Here is a 20314-nt window from a genome sequence, read left to right on the forward strand (position 1 = left end):
TCAGGCGCCGGAGAGACTCGCGCGGAGATATTCGCGGTTCATGACGGTGATGTTCTGGGTGCTGATGCCCTTCGGGCAAACGGCCTCGCACTCCTGGTAGTTGGAGCAGTTGCCGAAGCCTTCCTTGTCCATTTGCTCGACCATGTTGAGGACGCGGCGCTTGCGTTCGACCTGTCCCTGAGGCAGTCGGGAAAGCTGGGCGACCTTAGCTGAGGTGAAGAGCATGGCCGAGGCGTTCTTGCAGGCCGCGACGCAGGCCCCGCATCCGATGCAGGTGGCCGAGTCGAAGGCGAGGTCGGCGTCTTCCTTGCGGACAGGGATGGAGTTGGCTTCGGGGGCCGAGCCAGTATTGATCGACACGTAGCCGCCGGCCGAGATGACACGGTCGAAGGCGGAGCGATCGACCATCAGGTCGCGAATGACCGGGAACGGATCGGCGCGCCAGGGTTCGATGTAAATCGACTCGCCATCCTTGAAGCTCCGCATGTGGAGCTGGCAGGTGGTGGTTTGCTCGGGGCCGTGGGCGACCCCGTTGATGACCATGCCACAGGAGCCGCAAATGCCTTCGCGGCAGTCGTGGTCGAAGACGACCGGGTCTTCGCCTCGGAGAATCAAGTCCTCATTGAGGCGATCGAGCATTTCGAGGAACGACTGGTCGGGGCTGACGTCCTTGGCCTGATACGTGACCATGCGGCCCGGATCGGAGGGGCCCTTCTGCCGCCAGATGTGCAGTGTCAGGTTCATGGGATTACTTGTAGCTCCGGGTCACAAGTTCGACGTTCTCGAAAACGAGGGGTTCGATCACCAGGTCAGGTTCGGCGTCGGGGCCGTTGGACTTCCAGTTCGAGACGTGACAGAAATGTTCGTCATCGCGGAGCGCCTCGCCTTCATCGGTTTGGTGTTCCTCGCGGAAGTGTCCACCGCAGCTTTCTTCTCGGGCGAGGGCGTCTCGGCACATCAGTTCGCCGAGTTCGATGAAGTCGGCCACGCGGCCAGCCTGTTCGAGGGCGATGTTCAACTCCTCACCGGAGCCGGTGACCTTGACGTTTTCCCAGAATTCCTGGCGGATTTCGGGGATCCTGGCGATGGCTTCGCGAAGGCCGTCGGCGTTGCGAGCCATGCCGCACTTGTCCCAGACGATTTTGCCAAGCTCCCGGTGGAAGGAGTCGGGCGTGCGCTTGCCATCGATGGAGAGCAAGGTGCGGACCCGATCCTTGGCGCGGGCTTCGGCCTGGTCGAACTCGGGGTGATCGACGCTGGCGTCGAGCTTTTTGAAGCGGGCGAAATAATCACCGATTGTGTAGGGCAGGACGAAGTAACCGTCAACCAGACCCTGGAGCAACGCACTGGCGCCGAGCCGGTTGGCGCCGTGATCGGAGAAGTTTGCCTCGCCGATAACGAAGAGACCGGGAATGTTGCTCATCAGGTTGTAATCGACCCAGAGCCCGCCCATCGTGTAGTGGCTGGCCGGGTAGATGCGCATGGGGACCTTGTAGGGGTCCTCGTCGGTGATGCGCTGATACATATCGAACAGATTGCCGTACTTCGCGGCGATGGTTTTCTGGCCGAGGCGCTTGATCGAGTCTCGGAAGTCGAGGTAGACCCCGACGCCGGAGGGGCCGACACCTCGGCCTTCGTCGCAGACCTTCTTGGCGGCCCGGCTGGAGATGTCGCGGGGAGCGAGGTTGCCGTAGGAAGGGTAAAGGCGTTCGAGGTAATAGTCGCGTTCGTTCTCGGGGATCTGGTCGGGGTGGCGCTTGTCGCCGACTTTGATCGGAACCCAGACGCGGCCGTCGTTGCGGAGCGATTCGCTCATCAACGTCAGCTTTGACTGGTGCTCGCCGTGCGGGGGGATGCAGGTCGGGTGGATCTGGGTGTAGCAGGGGTTGGCGAAATAGGCCCCTTGCTGGTAGGCACGGAACGCGGCGGTGACGTTGCACCCCTTGGCGTTGGTTGAGAGGTAGAAGACGTTGCCGTAGCCGCCAGTGGCCAGGACGACGGCATCGGCGCAGTGCTTTTCGATTTTGCCGGTGACCATGTCACGAGTGATGATGCCGATCGCGCGTCCGTTGGCGATGACGAGCTCAAGCATCTCGGTGCGCGGGTACATTTTGATCTTACCCGCGTTGACCTGCCGCATCATCGCCTGGTAGCAGCCAAGCAGCAATTGCTGGCCGGTCTGGCCTCGGGCGTAGAAGGTTCGGGAGACCTGAGCACCGCCGAAACTGCGGTTATCGAGCGTGCCGCCGTACTCTCGGGCAAAAGGGACGCCCTGGGCGACGCACTGGTCGATGATGTTGGTCGAGAGTTCGGTGAGGCGGTAGACGTTGGCTTCTCGGCTGCGGAAGTCGCCACCCTTGATGGTGTCGATAAAAAAGCGTTGGATGGAGTCGCCGTCGTTCTGATAGTTCTTGCAAGCGTTGATGCCACCCTGAGCGGCAATCGAGTGGGCGCGTCGGGGGCTATCCTGGTAGCAGAAGGCCCGGACGTTGTAGCCGAGTTCGGCCAGAGTGGCGGCGGCGGAGCCTCCGGCCAGCCCGGTGCCGACAACGATGACCGAGTACTTTCGCTTGTTGTTCGGCGAGACCAGCTTCAGTTCGCCCTGGCGCCGAGTCCATTTCTGGTCGATCGGACCGTCGGGGATCCGGGCGTCGAGCGTCTCTTCAAGGACCTTCATACGCGTGCCTTTCCTGATCGGTCGAGTTGAGCGAAGCAGAGCGGCCCGGCGAGGCGATCTTGGGCGGGATCGGGCGGGGCTCGGCCACGGCCTCAGGCTCAGATGGTGAAGTAGCCGAAGTTGGTCCAGTAGTCGAGCAGGATGAATGCCGGGATGGAGACGTTCCCCAGGACGATGATCGTCGCGGCGATTGGACCGACGAGGAAGATGCCTCGGCGGTACTTGGGAATGGTCAGGCCGAGGGTCTGGAACATGGCGCTGGCCCCGTGGCTGAGATGCCAGCCGAGCAAGACCTGGGCGACGATGTACGTCAAGGCGATCAAGGGGTCGCGAAATCCGAGGATGACCATTCGGTAGACATCTCGGCGGTATTCTCGGCGTTCCGATTCGGCGACGGAATCGGCTGGAATTTCCTGAATGGCTCGGGCAGCCTCGGAGGCGATGTCGTCGCCTGGTGTTTGAGCCTCGACGGCGGCGTTGAGGTCGGCCGCTTCCTGGCCGGGGCCGATTTGATTGGGCTCGAAGCTGACGAGGGTAACGGGCTGGCCGTGATGTTCGTAGTACTGCTTGTAGTCAGGATTGGTCCACTGGACGGTGAAGTGGAGCAGGTGATAAACGATGAAGAACAGGACCAGGCTGCCGGAGAGCAGCATCCATCGCGAGGCGGAGGAGGCTCGCGTGGTGCGCTCCATCACGTAGCGTTGGGGTCGAGAGGAGCGATTCTCGCGCCAGACCCAGATGGTGAAGGTAATGTGCAAGGTCACGGCAACGAGCAGGCCGATGCGGGCGACCCAGAGCAATTCGGGCATGGAGTGGAGGAACTCGGCGTAGTTGTTGATCGTCTCGCGGCCGAGAAAGATCTGGAGGTTCCCCACCATGTGGCCAATGACGAAGCCAAACAGCAAGAGGCCGGTGATCGCCACCACGGCCTTCTTCGCAATCGATGAGCGGATCATGCCAGCACCCTACAGAGGAAAACATCCCCGATACCGAGCAGCCTCCCGAACCTGGGATTGAGCCGGACTTCCGAACGTCGCGGACGCGAAGCCGTCGTCGGCCTCGATGGACGGATCGACCCCGATCCACCTTGAAGGGGCGGCGGAGCATGCGATCACCCGGAGTGGCGAGAGGTTGCTTTGCGTATCGTAATGCGTCGTCGACCGAATTACCATCGCTCGGTGAAACGTCGCGAGGTCATCACGGGGAAGGGCGGAACTGGGAAGGAGATTGTGGCGGACGACGATCGGACGAGAACTGGAATCTCGGCGAACGGTCGCATTCTTCTCAAGTCTGTTTTAGGGAACAGAACAGGGGAGTCAAGCAATTTCGGGCCAGGCGGCGTTTGCAGAAGGCGTTCCTGGGGTGGGCTGGAGACGCTTATCGGTCGAGTTCAAGTTGAGTGACCTGCAACACACCATCCGGACCTCGGCGAAGCCGGATGGAAACCGGGCTGCCGTGACATAGGTTCTCCGCCAGATCGGCCAGCCATCCCAGATCGGGCACGAGGGTAGCCTTCGCCTCGGCGATGACGAGTTCTCGGCTTCTGCCCCGGGGAGCGATTTGGAGAACAACTTTGGAATTCCAGTCGCAACGCCCCGCCGGCTCGACCCAGGAATCCACAATCGCGCCGATGACCCGCAATTCCACACTCAAGGAGGAGGACGTGGAGGGAGTCGGTCGAACCATTCGATCAACAGCGCTGGGTGCGAGTGCACTCATGCGACGAGCTCCTTGCTGATCGGACCGGCACTCGGAAGATTGAACAGGGGAATCAGAACTCTCGGTCCCTGATGCATCCATCATAGTGCGCGGTCGTCGGCTCGACAAGCGGAAAGTCCGGAGAGCGATCGAGGCTCCGCAATCGCGGTCGTGGTGAGCAGGAGTCGGCAAGGATCGTGACCATCCTGGTCGTCGGAAGGAAGACCGGGATTCTCAGACAGTTGGATCGGTTCCAGACGGGCAGTAAGCCGGATTCTGTCGGACGCCGAAACGGCGGCCGGATGACCATTTCTCTGGGACGCCAGTTACCCGGCGCCTCAAGCGACCTACCCGGGAGTCGTGAGCGGGTCGGGCTAACCCGCGGAAGTGTCCGATTGCTCGAACTCTCCACTGCCCCCTTATTTGGTCTTGCTCCCGATGGGGTTTACCGAGCCAGGTCGGTCACCCGACCTGCTGGTGAGCTCTTACCTCACCGTTTCACCCTTACCGCCCCGACACCAAAAAAGGGTCGGGGAGGCGGTTTCCTTTCTGTTGCACTGTCCCTGCCCGATCCGTCTCCAGACCGAGCGGTGGGCGTTACCCACCATCGTGCCCTGAGGAGTCCGGACTTTCCTCCCCGGGATGGTCCTGGCCCGTTGTTTTTCAAACGAATCCCAGGCCCCGAGGCGGTCATCAGCCCGTCTCGAACCGTATAATCATTTTAGCAGCCGGGAGGGCCCGGAGCAATTCAACCCAGTGATCGGTTCTTGAATCGGTCACCCATTGCAGAAATCTGAGTTGAACTGTGACTTGTATGGCAAAAAATGTTACCCAAACTTCCTAGATCGACTATACTGACAAGGGGTAACCGCACCGATTGGGAGGGTCGTACGATGTGCATCCAGGGATACTTGCAACAGCACCGGGTGCGATTTGAGGCGATGCTCCACCGCCCTGAATCGACCGCATCGCGACGGGCGCACAGTGTCCATGTTCCAGGGGATCAGGTGGCCAAAGGGGTTTTGATTCGGGCAGACGATCGGTTCGTGCTGACCGTCTTGCCAAGCACGCACCGGGTGGACCTGGAACGACTGGCCCTGGTATTGGAGGCAAACCGTGTTCGATTGGCGACCGAGGATGAGGTAAGCCAGGTGTTTGTCGATTGCGAGCGGGGAGCTGTGCCTCCGTTCGGCAGGCTCTACGGAGTCATGACGGTGGTCGACACCAGTCTGGCGGCGTGGGCCGAGATTGTGGTTGAGGCCAATCTCAGGCATGAAGATTTGAGGCTGCGGTACCGGGATTACGAGGCGGTTGAGGAACCGCTCCGGGCTCGGTTTGCCAGGCCGATTGTTCCGAAGCGGTCGCGATCCGCCGGGCGTCAGGCCGGTTGATCGCAGCGGATTGTGAGGCACGGATGGTTTGCGCCAACGAATTGGTTGGGCAACGTGGATGCCCCCGAGCCAATCGACAATGGGGCTCGGGGGACGATTGGGGAGGATGAGATTGGCTCAGGGCTGGGCGAAGGTCGAGGGTTCGCGATCGGCCAGCTCCTCGATGTCGGGAGCAAATCCTCGCCTCATGGTGTTCTCGGTAATCGAGCGGGCGAGCAGGAATTCGAGGAGATAATCGGGGCCTCCGGCCTTGGTGCCGATGCCCGACATCTTGAAACCGCCGAATGGCTGGCGGTCGACGAGCGCGCCGGTGCAGGGGCGGTTGATGTAGAGGTTGCCAACCCGAAGCGATCGCGAGACGCGGTCAATGTGCGCGGGGCTCCGGGAATAGAGGCCGGCGGTCAGGGCGTATTCAACCTCGGTGGTGATCCGCAGGGCGTCGTCGAGATCCCGCGCGCGGATGACCGTTAGGATTGGGCCGAAGACTTCTTCCTGGGCGATCCGGGCCTTCGGGGCCACATCGGCGACGATCATCGGCCCGACGTAGTGGCCGCGATCGGCGAGCGAGCCGATGTCGAGCTCAGCGACGACGCGGCCCTCGGAGCGGGCAATCTGCTTGTAATCGTTGATCCGATGACGAGCCTCGGCGCTGATGACCGGGGGGATGGCCGGATCGGGGTCGTCGGCTGGGCCGACGGTCCAGGAGGGCAGGGCTTCGGCCAGTCGCTGAACGAAGGCGTCGTAGATACCGTCGAGCACGATGGCTCGGGAGGCGGCAGAGCACTTCTGGCCGGCGTAGCCGAAGGCGCTCGTGAGCACGCCGACGACGGCTTCGTCGAGGTCGGCGTCGTCGTCGATGATGATCGCGTTCTTGCCCCCCATCTCGGCGATGACGCGCTTGACGTGGGACTGGCCGGCCTTGGTCTCGGCGGCAACGCGGTTGATGGTCAGGCCGACGGCCTTCGAGCCGGTGAAGGCGACGACGGCGGTTCTCGGGTCATCGACGAGGGCGGCCCCGACCTCTTCGCCGACGCCGGGGAGGTACTGGATGACCTCGGGAGGCGCACCGGCCTCTCGGAGAATCTGGACAAGGTGCCAGGCGATGATCGGCGATTGCTCGGCCGGCTTTAGGATCACTGGGCATCCGGCAACCAGGGCCGCGACGGTCATGCCGCAAGGGATGGCCAGCGGAAAATTCCAGGGAGGGATGACCACAGCGACCCCTCGGCCGAAGTATTCGAGGCGGTTCGTTTCGCCGGGAACGTCTCGATGACGTGGGTCGGCCAGGTCGAGCATCCGACGGGCGTAGAACTCGCAGAAGTCGATCGCCTCGTCGACGTCGGAGGTGGCCTCGGCCCAGGGCTTGGCACACTCGAAGACTTCCCAGGCGGCCAGCTCGAAGAGGTGGGCTCGCATGATCGCGGCGGCCTTGAACAGGACGTCGGCGCGGGTTTGGGCGGGGGTTGAAGACCAGGACGGATAGACCGATTCGGCGATCGTCAATGCGCGGTCGGCGTGTTCAGGTTTGGCCTTCGCGGTGCGTCCGACGATGAGGGACACGTCGTTGGGGCTCTCGGAGACGAGTCGATCATCGGTCCGAATCTCATCGCGGCCGATTTGCAACGGGTACTCGCGGCCGAGCTGAGCACGGACGTGATCGAGGGCCGATCGCATGCGATCCCGATTCTCGGCTCTCGCGAAGTCGATCGGGGGCTGATTGGTAAAGGGAGGAAGCTTGCCTGAAGGCTTGGCCTCGTTCCGAGGCCGGGTGACGACGGCTCGCATGGTTCCGACCTCCTGGGGGTTTCTCAAGAGTTCCTCGACCGGCACGTCGCCGTGGGCACTGGCCCGGAGGAACGACTCGTTCGACGTGTTTTCGAGCAGGCGACGGACCAGGTAGGCCATGCCGGGCAACATGGCTCCGTACGGGGAATAAACGCGGACCCGATGGCCCCGGCCGACCAGGGCGCGGCGGATCGGATCACCCATGCCGTGAAGGATCTGAACCTCGTAGGCGTCGATCGGAATCTCACGGACCTCGGCCGAGGCCATCGCGTGGGCGAGGCTTCGCACGTTGTGGCTGCCGAAGGCGGGGCGGAGCCACTGGTGATGATCGAGCAGGAACTCCGAGCAGCGTTCAAAGCAGGCGTCGGTTTCCCACTTCCGGGAATAAACAGGCAGTGGCCAACCGACCTGATGGGCAAGCAGGACCTCGTAATCCCAGTAGGCTCCCTTGACTAGGCGGATTGTGATCGGAGTGCCTCGGGTCTCGGCCCAGTCGCGGAGGTTCCGCAAATCGGTCTCGGCGTCGATCAGGTAGGCCTGGCAGACGATGCCGAAATGGGGGTAGTCGCGGAACTCGGGCTCGTCGAGGGCGCGGCGGAAGATCGCGTAAGTCAGGTCCTTGAACGCGTACTGCTCCATGTCGACGTTGACGAACGCGTGGCAAGTCATGGCTTCCCGAAGGATCGGTCGAAGGCGATTGAGCACGCGATCGGTTGTGGCCTCGGCAGCGGTTGGGTCGAAGCGAGGGGTGAGGCTCGTCAGCTTCAGCGAGAGGTTGACGCGGGGGATCGGGCCACGATTGTCGCGGTCGATTCTCGGAATTTCGGGCTCGGCGGCGAGCGGTTCGGCGAGCCCCTGGATCAACTCAAGACAGGTGCGCTGATAGACCTCGGCCTCGCGATCGGTGATGACAGCCTCGCCGAGCAGGTCGGCGGTGAAGGCAACGCCCTTGCGGCGGAGACTGAGGACGGTTCGAAAGGCTTCCTCGGGAGTGCTCCCGGTGATAAACCGTCGGGCCATCCGCGTCGCGGCGGCTCGGGCCATTCGGGCAAGCATTCGGTCGCCCACGGCGCCGGAAGGGGCCAGGGAGAGGGGCATGGAGATGAGGTTTGGGACGCGGTCGCCCGCCTCCTGGAGATATTCATTCAGGTGGCGGCGGACGGAGGCTGGCTCGACGAGCGTCGGCAAGGCATCGATGAATCGAAAGAGCTGGACCTTGACCTCGGGATCCTCCATCGTCAGGCCCATCAATTGATCGTCCCACCAGGAACGATCGAAGGGGGAGGGGCCTCGACCGATTTGCCGAAACAAGGCGCGGCCAATTTCCCGGGTGCGCTCCTCGACGGCGTGTGATCCGGGGACAGGTGGTGTTTTCACAACGGTCGCCATCACAATCACCCCTTCCAGGTCTTCGCCGGGCAAGCTCTCTGGTTATTGTACGTTTCGGGGAGGGTTTCGGATCGGCGTTGCAAGCGTCGGGGAGCGAGAATGGTGGAGAGAAAATCGTGCCAGCTTCGAGGAAGCCCGCTACCCTGGGCCGGTCGGCGGTGTTCCTCTTCAAGGACCCTTTGCCCTACGGTTTGAGCCGGAGTATCTTCTCCCCAGTTCGGGGGGAGCCTGGCCGAACAGGCAAGGGGAATGCCGAGCGTGTGGAGGTTTCAACGATCCCGATGCGTAACCGACGATCCTGGCTGATGGTGGCGGCAACGACGGGAATGGCGTTGCTGGTGGCCGTGGTTCCGGCCCTCGCGGCCGAGCTGTTTGGCACGGTGAAGACGGTCAATCCGGACGAGAAGACCCTGATCGTCGTCGAGAAGACCACCGGTAACGAGGTCACAGTCACGGTGACGAACGAGACCGTGTTCATCAACGCCAAGGGCAAGCAGGCCAAGAAGTTCGATCTCAAAAACTTCAAGAAGCGCGAGGGGAAAGCCAAGGTCAGGATCGAGCACAAAGACGGCGTGGCATCGAAGATCACCGTGACGCCGCCCAAGAAGAAAGGCAACGCGGCCGACTAATCTGTCACGGCCCGACTGGCCTTGACGGTTGAGGGCGTCGCCGCGATAACCCGATGCGGCGGCGTCTCCGCACGCTGCAGAAGTCAATCTTCCGAGACCTTGGGCCGCGAGGAACGGATGCCGCGGCCGGAAGGGAATCCCCTCGACTTGATCTGACTCGACGACGCGCGACACGGAGGTCCCCGCCGATGAGTACCGCAACGGCTCCCGAGATCGCTCCGCCGGTATCGCCGGCCCCGGCGAACCCAAGGATGAGCTGGATCGACACGTTCCGGGGGCTCTCCATCGTCCTGGTCGTGCTTGGCCACGTGCTTGGGGGACTGGCGTTTGCGGCGTTCGTCCCTGAAGCGGGCAAGGAGCGGCTCTGGGCGGCGTATGACCTGCTTTACACGTTTCGAATGCCCGCCTTGTTTCTGGCGTCGGGGCTCTTTGCCGCGCGATCGGTGCGAAAAGGGTGGCCGAAATTCGCGGGAGACAAGGCCCGGACACTGGCCTATCCGTACTTGCTCTGGTCGTTGATCGCCTGGGGATGCCACTCCCTCGTCTCGGGGATGACTAACTCGCAGGCCGACCCGCTGACCCCGCTGAAGATGCTCTACGACCCGATGCAGGGGGTCTGGTTCCTGTACGTCCTGTTTGCGGTGATGATGGCCTTTGGCCTCTGGACGGCAAAGGGGGGGAACCGGGCAGGCTTCCTGGCGATCGGGGTGGTCTTGCACTTCCTGGTACCGCTCTGGGTCGGCGCTCCGTCACTCTTGGTGCAGGTCGGACTGTTCGCTGTGTATTTTGGTCTGGGCCTGGTTGTGGCCGATCACATCCGGTTGCTCGGCGAGTGGCTCAAGCCTCGGCGGCTCGTCTGGTTCGTGCCGTTGGCCTTCGGATTGATGAAGGGGGCCGTGGCGATGGGATGGGACGAACATGCCTGGCTGGATCTGGTTCCCGCCCTCTTTGGAACACTCGGGATGTTCGGGGTGGCGATGGTGCTGGATCGCTTGCCGGGGGTCGAGGCGTTGCGGTATTGCGGGAGACATTCGCTGCAAATCTATGTGGCAAGCGGTCATGCGTCGGTGGCGACCAGGATTCTGTTGTCTCGTGGGTTGAATTTCACGGGGTTGCCGATGCACATCGTCCTGGGGACTGCGGCTGGGTTGATCGTGCCGCTAGCCTTGGTGGCGGTCAGCAAGGCGATCGGGTTCCGCTACCTGTTTACCTGGCCGGCTTCGGACAGCCCGGGCGAGCAAAAGGGGACCGCGACCAAGGCTCGGGGACCGATTGGAGGGCCTCGGCCGAGAGTCGCGAGCGTGCCGAGCCCTTGACTCTCCGCCCTCCGCCGCGGTACTCTTGTGCAACTTTCTCAATCCGGCACGCATCTTATCCAGAGTGGCTGAGGGACGGGCCCTGCGACGCCACAGCAACCGATCCGCCAACCTGGGCGGATGCTGGTGCTAATTCCCGCCCACCGAACGATCGACCCCAGCGGGTCGCCGTGTCGGCTGTTTTCTTGGGGAGAGATGAGATGGCTTCCATGACCCGTCGGCTTCGACCCACAGGTCTCCCGGATCAGCCCTGCCCCATCGACTCGCCGCCCTGCCCACCATCAACTCTGGATTGAGACGGCGCTGCCGGATCGGAACGGATCATGGCGTCTGGTTCCGTTGCGGAAACGTTCCGCGACGTGATGGCCGGCGCCCGGACCCGTGCCGGCGCTCCCCTCGTGCGACCGAGATACGTCCACGTCGTCTCGGTGTTGAGTGACACGTGCTGGAGCTGCCGAGCCGACCTCGGGAGAACCACCGGTGAGTTCCGAATTCGTCCGCGGCCTGACCTGTCGCCTTTGCGGGAAGCAGTACCCCAAGGAAGCCCTGAATTTTTGCACGGAAGACTTCGGCCCGCTTGAGGTCGAATACGACTACGAGGCGATTGGCCGAGCCCTGAGCCGCGAGGCGATCGAGCGCCGCCCTCGGACGATGTGGCGTTACAAGGAGCTCTTGCCAATCGACGGCGAGCCGACCGTGGGCTTACAGGTCGGCTGCACACCGCTCATCAAGGCCAGGCGCCTGGCCGAGGCCCTCGGGGTTCGAGAGCTGTACATCAAGAACGACGCGGTCAATCATCCGACCCTCTCGTTCAAGGATCGGGTGGTGGCCGTTGCCCTGTCGAAAGCCGTGGAACTGGGCTTCGACACCGTCGGCTGCGCTTCGACAGGGAACCTGGCCGGATCAGTGGCCGCGAACGCCTCGGCGGCGGGGCTGAATGCCTACGTCCTGATCCCGGACAACCTGGAGCAAGGAAAGGTCCTGGGCGCGACGATTTACGGCGCCAAGGTTGTGGCGATCAAGGGAAATTACGACCACGTCAACCGGCTTTGCTCGCAGATTGCCTTCCGGTTCGGCTGGGGGTTCGTCAACGTGAATCTCCGGCCGTTCTACGCCGAGGGGTCGAAGTCGATGGGCTTCGAGATTGCCGAGGACCTGGGCTGGCGAACGCCGGACCACGTCGTCGCGCCGATGGCCGGTGGCAGCCTGATCGGCAAGATCTTCAAGGCATTCAAGGAGCTGGAAGGGTTGGGCTGGGTCGATCCGGTCAAGACCCGGATGTTCGGCGCCCAGGCGACCGGCTGCAATCCGATCACGAACACGGTCAAAACCGACGCCAAACGGGTCAAGCCGGTTCGAGACCCGCAGACGATCGCCAAGAGCCTGGCCATTGGCGATCCGGCCGACGGCTTCTTCGCGTCGAAGCTGATGAGGGAAACCGGTGGCTGGGGTGAAGACGTGGACGATGATGCGATCGTCGACGCCATGAAGCTGCTGGCCGAGACTGAAGGTATTTGGGCCGAGACGGCCGGCGGCGTGACCCTGGCGGTGACCCGGAAGCTGATCGAGCAGGGGAAGATCGACCGCAACGGCTCGACGGTCATCTGTATCACGGGGAACGGCTTGAAGACGCAGGAAGCCATCATCGACCGCATTGCCCTTCCCCCGGTGATCGCGCCGAACCTGGCCGAGTTTGAATCGCTGGTCGGAGCGTCCGCCCCGGCCGATTCGGAACTGGCCCCGGTCGGTGCCTGAGTTCCGAGGGTTGGTTCCCTCCTGGTCGAGCCAAGCCCCTGGCCTGGGAGGGGACCCACCGCGAAGCCACGTTGGCACGGTTTTTCAAGAATCGCTCTCAAGTGCTCATTGAAGTGAGGCAGCGCCCCCGATGGCCAAGGTTAGCATTCCCACCCCCCTCCGCCCGGCAGCCGATGGCCAGGCGTCGCTCGAAGGCGCTGGAACCACCGTTGGCGAGGTTCTCGCCGATGTCGGTCGTCAGTATCCTGACCTGCACAAGCGGCTCTTCGCGGCAGAGGGGCAATTGCATCAGTATGTGAATGTTTTCGTGAACGACGAGGACATTCGATTCATGGACGAGCTGGACACTCCTGTGAAGGAGAGCGACGAGATTGGCATCATTCCGGCGATTGCCGGTGGCTGATCCGCGCTCGGCTCGGACGAAGCCCGACGGGGAAGGTCCGATCTGCTCCGTCGGGACATTGTGTCTGGCCTGAGCGATCGGCTGCTGCGGAACACTCATTTTCCCGAACCGAATTGAATCGACACTGACCATGCAACCCTTTGCCGACGTTCCCGCCGAACTCGAACGCTACAGCCGTCAGATTCGCTTCCAGAACCTGGGCGAGGACGGCCAGCGCAAACTGATCAACAGTCGGGTGACCATTTGCGGCTGCGGGGCGCTTGGCACCGTGCTGGCGAATCACCTGGTGCGGGCCGGGGTCGGCTTCGTGCGAGTGGTCGATCGCGACTTCATCGAAACCCACAACCTGCAACGTCAGATTCTCTTTGATGAGAACGACGTTGCCGACAATCTGCCCAAGGCCGAAGCGGCCGCTCGGAAGCTGCGGGCAATCAATAGCCAGGTGACGATCGAGCCGGTTGTCACGGACATCGATCATACGAACATTCTCGATCTTGTTTCCGACGCGGATCTGATTCTCGACGGGACCGACAATTTCGAGACGCGCTACCTGATCAACGACGCGGCCGTCAAGCTGGGCAAGCCCTGGGTCTTCGGTGGGGTGATCGGCAGCGAAGGGCAAACGATGACGATCTTGCCCGGCGAGACACCCTGTTTGCGATGCGTCGTCGAGACAAGCCCTCCTCCGGGAATGACACCGACCTGCGAGACGGCCGGAGTGCTCGGGCCGGCGGTGGCGGTGGTGGCGTCGTTCGAGGCGGTCGAGGCGATCAAGATCCTGGGCGACAAGCATACGTCGATCAACCGAGAGTTGATCATGTTTGACATCTGGGACTGGTCATTCCGCCGCCTGAAGATTGCTTCGCTGAAGGGAAAGGTGGACTGCCCTTGTTGCGGCCAACAGAACTTCGAGTGGCTCGAAGGGAGGATGGGATCGCATACGACGGCCCTTTGCGGTCGCAATGCCGTCCAGGTGGCCGCTCGGCGGGATTCGCCCCTCGATTTCGCCGAACTCGGCGGCCGGCTCTCGCCGCTTGGTGAGGTGCGGCATAATGCCTATATGCTTCGGTTCGCGACCGAGGGCTACGAGTTCACGGTGTTTCCGGATGGTCGGGCCATCATCAAGGGAACGAACGACATTGCCAAGGCTCGGACGCTTTACGCTCAATTCGTTGGAAGTTGACGATCGTAATCTCGACCTCGCTGCTGCCTTGCCGTCCCCGCCCGGACCATCCTTTCTGGGATTGCGCTGATGATTTATCTCGACAACGCCGCAACCAGCTTCCCGAAGCCTGAACCGGTCTATCAGACACTCGACCGCTTCGCCCGGACGCAACTGGCGAACCCGGGTCGGTCGGGACACCGGATGGCGACGGAAGCCGAGCGGACGCTTGATCAGGCCCGGCACACGCTCAACCAATTCTTCAACGGCGAGGAACCGGAGCGCTGGATTTTCACCCTCAATTGCACCGATGCGCTGAACATGGCGATCAAGGGGGTGGTCAATCCGGGAGATCATGTGATCACGTCCGATCTGGAGCACAATTCCGTCAGTCGCCCCCTGGTCGCGATGGAACGATCCGGGATGATTTCTTTGACCCGGCTCAGCTCGCACGATGGCTACCTCGACCCGGACGAACTTCGGGCAGCGATCACGCCCAGGACGAAGCTGGTGGCCCTGACTCATGCCGCCAACGTGCTCGGGACCGTCCAGCCGATCGAGCTGATCGCTCCGGTCGTCCGGGAGGCCAATGCGCTTCTTCTGGTCGATGCCGCACAGTCGGCTGGGGTCGTGCCGATTGACCTGAGGAAGACGCCGATCGATCTGCTGGCATTCCCCGGGCACAAGGCTCTTTACGGACCGACAGGGACGGGGGTGCTTTACGTCGGTTCTCGGGCCTCGGTCCGAGTCTGGCGAGAAGGCGGCACGGGTGGTGATTCGAAGCATCCGGTCCAGCCGGAGGAGCTTCCTTATCGCCTGGAAGGTGGCACGCCGAACGTCCTGGGAATCGCCGGCCTGGCGGAGGGGGTTCGCTGGGTGGCCGGTCAGACGATCGAGGCCAACCGCCGCCACGAGGTCGATCTGTTGCAACGGGTGGTCGACTGGGTCGAAGGCAACGGCGATGGCTGGCGGGTCGCCGGCCGATGGGAGCCGGCCACTCATGTCGGCGCCTTGTCGCTCATTCCCCCTGATCAGGATGTCTTTCCTTCGCAGGATCTGGCGCTCGGCCTGGATGCGAGCCACGGCATTGCCGTGCGGGCCGGCTTGCACTGTGCTCCGTATATCCACCGGGCACTCGGGACCTATCCCGACGGGACGTTGCGGGTGAGTCCTGGACCGTTCAATACCTCGGAAGACATCGAGATGCTGCTCAAGGCACTCACGGAGATGACAGCCGGGGTTCTCTGAGGAGAGACCGCAGGATGCTGGGAGCCGATGGGCGGATCGGCTCATGGCATTCGCGATGACGTACCGCCATGATCCGACCGATCGGAGGCCCCAGGATGTCGGGCGAGGGGCGATCAGGTACGACGGCGTCCGGGGATCGGCAACCTGTTCGACAACAGCGGACACGTTATTCATCGTGGGTCTGGCCGATCGCGCTGGCGATTGTCGGGGTCGTTCTGTTCTGGATCGCTTGGGGCGATCGCGACCCGGTTTCCGTCAGGACTCAGGTTGAGCAATTGATCCAGGCCGATCAGCTGGATCAGGCCGAGGTGTTGCTCGATCAATTGCTAAGCACAGGCGTTTCGAGCCCGGAGGAGTGGATTCTTCGGGCTCGCATTGCGCTGGGCCGGGATCGGTTTGAGGAGGTCCAAGACTGGCTTCGACGCGTTCCCGACGATCACCCGACGATTGCGGTTGCCTGGCTTCGCACCGGCCAGACGGAGTTGCGCAACCACCGCTTCCGACAGGCGGAACTCGCCCTGGCCGAGGCACTTCGCATCGACCCGACGATCGATCCCGCTCGGCGAGAGTTGATTTACCTCTATGGGTATCAACTTCGCCGCGGCGAGGCTCGCGAGCAATTTCTCGAGCTGGCCGATCCCATGCGGCTTGAGCCGTCAGAAGTCCTTGTCTGGTGCTTGCTTCGACGAACTACCTGGAACCCGGAGGAGGCTGCGCAGACGCTTGCCCGAGCCGTCGAGGCCGATCGCGGAGATCGTTGGTCTCGGCTGGCGCTGATCCGGAATGAATTGACCTTGGTCCGATTCGATGAGGCACGCAGACATCTGGAACAGCTCTCGGGTTCTGATCCCGAAGCAATTGCATTGCGCGTGGAATTGGCTCTGGAGGAACAGCACATCGATCGGGCAGAAGCCTTGCTCGCGGAGGCCCCTCGGGGCCACCCCGAGCTGGAGTATGTCCGGGGCCGACTTGCCCTGGCCCGAGGTCGTGATGCCGAAGCCTTCGAGGCGCTGGAGCAAGCACTAAACGCCGGCCCACTCGATCAAGAGAAGATTCTTCGGAATCTTGCAACGGCGATGCGACGCCTGGGTCAGGAAGAGGAAGCCCGAGCGGCTCTTGATCGGGCCGAGGCGTTGACCCGGTTCAATCAACTGGTCGAGGTGGTCGTCAGCGCGCCTCGATCGGACGACGACGCCGCACTGTACCGCCGCCTCGGCGAGGCCGCTCGGGCGGCCGAGTTGCGGCCCGAGGCGCGTGCCTGGTTTCAACTCGCCCTGGCTCGTGATCCGTTCGACGCGGCGACTCAAGAGGCTCTTGCCGAGATCGAATTCCAGATCAACTCCAAAGGGGGGGAACCGAGCACTTGAGGATTCGCCGAGCGCGACCTGGGTTGGTTGACCTCGACTCATCAGTGATGCGTTGCGTGTGGGAGTGTGGAAAATCTCACTTTGTCGAAAAAAAGAGGAAAATAGTAGAGGAATTTGTGACCATTCTGGATAGGATTGAAGTTAGTACTTCAATTCTTCAGAGAAGTGCATTGCAGGGTCGGAAGCGGAATTCTCGTTGTCGATGTCGATCATGAGATCCCATTCTCTCATCGATGAGAATGGACCGCGCATTTTCTACGTCTTCCTGGAGCCTTTACGCGATGCGTCGCTTTCTGCTGTCTGCAGGCTTCCTGCCATTGATGCTTCTGCTCCCGATTCTTCCCGGTTGTGGTGGCGGGACCGAAGTTGGCGACATTCAGGTGTCTCCCGAGGCCGAAGCGGCTGACGATGCCGGTCAGAAGGCCATGGAAGAGTACATGAAGTCCATGCCCGGTGGTCAACCCTGAGCTTCCTCAGGGGATACGTCGTTCATTTCAATCCACGGAGCTTTTCCCTATGACAGATTCTCGCCGCCGCGGTTTCACACTGATCGAGCTTCTGGTGGTCATTGCCATTATTGGCGTTCTTATCGCACTTTTGCTTCCGGCAGTACAATCGGCCCGTGAAGCCGCTCGACGCTCACAGTGCGTCAACAACATGAAGCAGATGGGCCTGGCCATGCATAATTATCACCAGGCGGTCGGCGTGTTTCCGATGGGCAATGCCCGAGCGTTCTCCAACCCCGGTGTGGTCACCGACTGGGGCACCTTCAGCGCTCACGCCATGATGTTGCCGTTCCTGGAACAGAACCAGGTGGCCCAGGCTTGCAACTTCGACTGGACCGTCTGGTACGGCGTGGGGAACCAGATCAACCTCACGGTCTGGAATGTTCGGGTTTCGAGTTTCCAGTGCCCCTCGGATCCGAATTCCGGGAAAGACCACTTCAACAACTATCACGGCAATTTCGGCACGGGAACCGACCCCTGGGCGACGCAGACCAATGGCGTGTTCGCGCCGCGGTTCACCGCCTACGGGGTGCAAGACCTCGTCGACGGAAGCTCCAACACGATCTCCCACGTCGAGGCACTGACCGGCGATTACCGGAGGCTCGGCCAGAATTATCGCATGATGGCCTCCGGTGTGCCCGGCGGTGGCCTGCCTTCGAACATGCTGATGTTCGACGCCCGGCAGAACATGCAGCTGATCTTTGAACAGGGTCAGGAGTGCCTGCAGAGAATGCGGACGACCCCCGGCTCGAATTCCAACCGAGGCGCCCGCTGGCAGACCGGTTCCCCGGGGCTGACGTTGACCAACATCATCCTCACGCCGAACTCGGACCAATTTCCGTTCAGCGCCTGTCGTTGGGATTGCGGCCCAGGCTGCGGGACGGACTTCGGACACCTCTTTGTGCCGTCCAGTCTCCATCCCGGCGGCATCAATGTGCTGTTCGCCGATGGTTCGGTACGCTTTGTGAAAGACACCGTCAATATTAATGTCTGGATGTCGCTCGGCTCCCGAGATGGCGGCGAGGTGGTCAGCAGCGACCAGTTCTGAGCCTGGTTTCTGTGACGATCCTTATGGCCCCGGATGCTTCGTCGAACGAGGTGTCCGGGGCTTTTTCGTTGGCGGTCGGTCGTTGGGTGGCCGCGTGAGATGAACCGAATGGTGGGGCCATTCTTGGTCGAGGGGTCCTCGCCGATCAGGATTATGGAATACAGGTTCCGGATCAAAGGAACGAAATCCCGCGAGAAAAGGCCGGGTCGAGCCTTGCGGAACAGGTCTGGGGTCGCCAAGCTACTATGCCTGGGGAGAGAGAAGACCACCTGAATTGGAAAGGGTGGCGTCTTCCCCGGATCGATCCTTGACTCAAGAAGGTGCACCGTGAAGGCTCTTACCTCCGCATTCTCGATCGCTGCCTTGTTTGCCGCCCTGGTCGTCCTGCCCGGTTGTGGTGGTAGCGATGAAGCCGTTCCTCCCGCCGATGAAGGGGCCACGATCGAGCCGATGCCCGGCGATGAAATCATGCTCGAAGGGACCGGCGAAACCGAGGCGATGGAAGGTCCTGCGGGCGATCTCGACGCCCTGGACGTTCCGGAAGCCGAGGCCGAAACCCCTTGATTGGAATGCTTGGCACGCTTCCGAAACCTTCGATCGATCGCTCTCTCCCGGATTGATTGGACTGATGGTGTCGGGACATCCAGGAATGCGACGACCCGCCCGAGGTTTCCTCGAGCGGGTCGTTTCGTTTTGCGAGTGTCCAACGCTCGTTGAGCTGAGGCGATGACCACTCAGTTGATTCCGAGAAACGACCCGAGGGCCAGAACACCGCCAAAGCGATGCCTGACCCTCGGGTTCGGAAGTGCCTCCCCCCGCTCTTGCACGGGGCCCCGCACGGCAGACCGGTCCATTTCCGAGGACAAGAGACCTGACATTTCGTTGGGAAACGACTCATCAGACACATTCTTGTCGGATCGGGTCCGGGGTCCGATCTCAGTACGCGAACAAGCCGAACGGGTAGGGCGTGAAGAACGGCCGGGTGTAGTGCTTCTTGAAGTCGAGGAACCAAATGCCGTCATCCCACCGCAGCGTCACCGCGCGCCAATCGAGGGGGACTTCCGGATACGGATGGATCGGGCCGATATTCGGCCATGCCTGCCAGGGGTACGCCGTCGGGTAGCCGACCGCAGAGAAGTTGGGGTAAGGAGCGTAGCTCGGCCAGGCATAGTTCGGATATCCAGGAGATGAAGCCTGGGTACCACCACCAAATCCTGCAGGGCCTTCGGGCAGCGGACCGCCCATGCCGGCATCACCGATCATGGGAGAGGCTCCCATCATCGGGGTGCCGATTGGACCACTGTCGAAGGTGGTAGCCGAACGCATTCCATTGTGAGCAACCTGATACTGGGTTGCCTGCACGCTCTCGTCGTTGGAGACGAGGATTCCATCGAGGACCGTGTTCACACCCGGAAGGTAACGAACGCGCTCGATGGCCGCCGAACGCTGTGCGGCGTTCGAGACGGTGCCGGAGAGGGTCACAACCCCATCCTTCGCAGAGATCGAAAGTTGCTGCCCCGTAAGCGCCGGGAGCGAACGCAGGGCCGCTGCCACGTCATCGGCGGCTTGCTGGTTCGAAACGCGGTCTCCGGCCATGGCCGGGGCCGCCGCGACGAGGGCCGCGGCAAGCACGCCCGATGCGATCGAAATCCGTTTCAGCATCGCGATCATTAGGTCCATCCTTTCCCGCCGATGGCCGATCGTTCTCCGGGACCGGTCGTCGAGCGGGGAGACGACCGGTTCCCGTCGCACGCAGTCCCGGAAAGTCCGGGACTCGGCCCGGGCCGAGTCCGACGGCACCGCGCCGAGGTCGTAAGGCTCAATGTCGGACTCTTCCGAAATCCCTCGGCAGACGCAGCAGTCTGTTGGGACCGGCACCCGAGAGTGAGAGGGAGAACAGAACGAGCCGACGAGCGAACGCTGCTGCAATGATCGGAACG

17 protein-coding genes, 1 other RNA gene and 1 riboswitch are annotated in these 20314 nt (G+C 62.2%); of the genes, 11 read left to right on the plus strand and 7 right to left on the minus strand.

Going from position 1 to position 20314, the window contains the following annotated elements; all coding sequences use genetic code 11:
* The 5 genes from HG800_RS03330 to rnpB form a co-directional block, all read right to left on the minus strand.
* Positions 1–744, minus strand: coding sequence for a succinate dehydrogenase/fumarate reductase iron-sulfur subunit (locus tag HG800_RS03330; protein ID WP_169973764.1), 744 nt, complete (start codon positions 742–744; stop codon positions 1–3).
* A gap of 4 nt (positions 745–748) precedes the next feature.
* Entirely contained in the window at positions 749–2677 is a 1929-nt protein-coding gene (locus HG800_RS03335; protein WP_169973766.1) for a fumarate reductase/succinate dehydrogenase flavoprotein subunit, read from the minus strand.
* 98 nt (positions 2678–2775) lie between these two features.
* Positions 2776–3633 carry a succinate dehydrogenase cytochrome b subunit gene (locus tag HG800_RS03340; protein WP_169973768.1) on the minus strand — a complete coding sequence of 286 codons (858 nt, stop codon included), beginning with the start codon at positions 3631–3633 and terminating at the stop codon, positions 2776–2778.
* A 421-nt stretch (positions 3634–4054) separates the two neighbouring features.
* A complete protein-coding gene (locus HG800_RS26890; protein ID WP_182830347.1) occupies positions 4055–4396 on the minus strand; it encodes a hypothetical protein in 342 nt (113 codons plus the stop codon).
* Positions 4397–4624: 228 nt separating this feature from the next.
* Positions 4625–5081: RNase P RNA component class A (gene rnpB, locus HG800_RS03350), an RNA gene on the minus strand.
* Positions 5082–5268: 187 nt separating this feature from the next.
* Here rnpB and HG800_RS03355 point away from each other — a divergent pair.
* Entirely contained in the window at positions 5269–5766 is a 498-nt protein-coding gene (locus HG800_RS03355) for an aminoacyl-tRNA deacylase (RefSeq protein ID WP_169973770.1), read from the plus strand.
* 117 nt (positions 5767–5883) lie between these two features.
* On the opposite strand, the gene HG800_RS03360 is transcribed toward HG800_RS03355, so the two are convergent.
* Complete coding sequence (locus HG800_RS03360) at positions 5884–8940, minus strand: proline dehydrogenase family protein (protein ID WP_169973772.1); 3057 nt, start codon at positions 8938–8940, stop codon at positions 5884–5886.
* Positions 8941–9221: 281 nt separating this feature from the next.
* Between HG800_RS03360 and HG800_RS03365 the strand changes: the two genes are divergently transcribed.
* From HG800_RS03365 to HG800_RS03410, 10 genes are all read left to right on the plus strand, one after another.
* The gene (locus HG800_RS03365) at positions 9222–9569 is read left to right on the plus strand and encodes a hypothetical protein (RefSeq protein WP_169973774.1); all 348 of its coding nucleotides are present in this window, start codon (positions 9222–9224) and stop codon (positions 9567–9569) included.
* 188 nt (positions 9570–9757) lie between these two features.
* On the plus strand, positions 9758–10885 hold the full coding sequence (locus HG800_RS03370; RefSeq protein WP_169973776.1) for an acyltransferase family protein: 1128 nt from the start codon (positions 9758–9760) through the stop codon (positions 10883–10885).
* 52 nt (positions 10886–10937) lie between these two features.
* Positions 10938–11087, plus strand: a riboswitch (SAM riboswitch).
* 278 nt (positions 11088–11365) lie between these two features.
* Positions 11366–12640 (plus strand): threonine synthase, encoded by a 1275-nt coding sequence (gene thrC, locus HG800_RS03375; RefSeq protein ID WP_169973778.1) that lies wholly within the window; start codon positions 11366–11368, stop codon positions 12638–12640.
* Positions 12641–12770: 130 nt separating this feature from the next.
* Positions 12771–13043 (plus strand): ubiquitin-like small modifier protein 1, encoded by a 273-nt coding sequence (locus HG800_RS03380; RefSeq protein WP_169973780.1) that lies wholly within the window; start codon positions 12771–12773, stop codon positions 13041–13043.
* A gap of 130 nt (positions 13044–13173) precedes the next feature.
* Positions 13174–14226, plus strand: a complete 1053-nt coding sequence (locus HG800_RS03385) for a ThiF family adenylyltransferase (RefSeq protein WP_169973782.1) — start codon at positions 13174–13176, stop codon at positions 14224–14226.
* A 69-nt stretch (positions 14227–14295) separates the two neighbouring features.
* Complete coding sequence (locus HG800_RS03390) at positions 14296–15453, plus strand: aminotransferase class V-fold PLP-dependent enzyme (protein ID WP_169973784.1); 1158 nt, start codon at positions 14296–14298, stop codon at positions 15451–15453.
* Positions 15454–15521: 68 nt separating this feature from the next.
* The gene (locus tag HG800_RS03395; protein ID WP_169973786.1) at positions 15522–16820 is read left to right on the plus strand and encodes a hypothetical protein; all 1299 of its coding nucleotides are present in this window, start codon (positions 15522–15524) and stop codon (positions 16818–16820) included.
* A 281-nt stretch (positions 16821–17101) separates the two neighbouring features.
* Positions 17102–17287 carry a hypothetical protein gene (locus HG800_RS03400; protein ID WP_169973788.1) on the plus strand — a complete coding sequence of 62 codons (186 nt, stop codon included), beginning with the start codon at positions 17102–17104 and terminating at the stop codon, positions 17285–17287.
* A gap of 49 nt (positions 17288–17336) precedes the next feature.
* On the plus strand, positions 17337–18374 hold the full coding sequence (locus HG800_RS03405; RefSeq protein WP_169973790.1) for a DUF1559 domain-containing protein: 1038 nt from the start codon (positions 17337–17339) through the stop codon (positions 18372–18374).
* A gap of 327 nt (positions 18375–18701) precedes the next feature.
* Positions 18702–18938, plus strand: coding sequence for a hypothetical protein (locus HG800_RS03410; protein ID WP_169973792.1), 237 nt, complete (start codon positions 18702–18704; stop codon positions 18936–18938).
* 372 nt (positions 18939–19310) lie between these two features.
* Here the strand turns inward: HG800_RS03410 and HG800_RS03415 are convergent, their stop codons facing one another.
* A complete protein-coding gene (locus HG800_RS03415; RefSeq protein WP_169973794.1) occupies positions 19311–20045 on the minus strand; it encodes a BON domain-containing protein in 735 nt (244 codons plus the stop codon).
* Positions 20046–20314 lie beyond the last annotated feature (269 nt).

It is taken from the genome of Tautonia rosea, from assembly GCF_012958305.1.
Taxonomy (GTDB): Bacteria; Planctomycetota; Planctomycetia; order Isosphaerales; family Isosphaeraceae; genus Tautonia; species Tautonia rosea.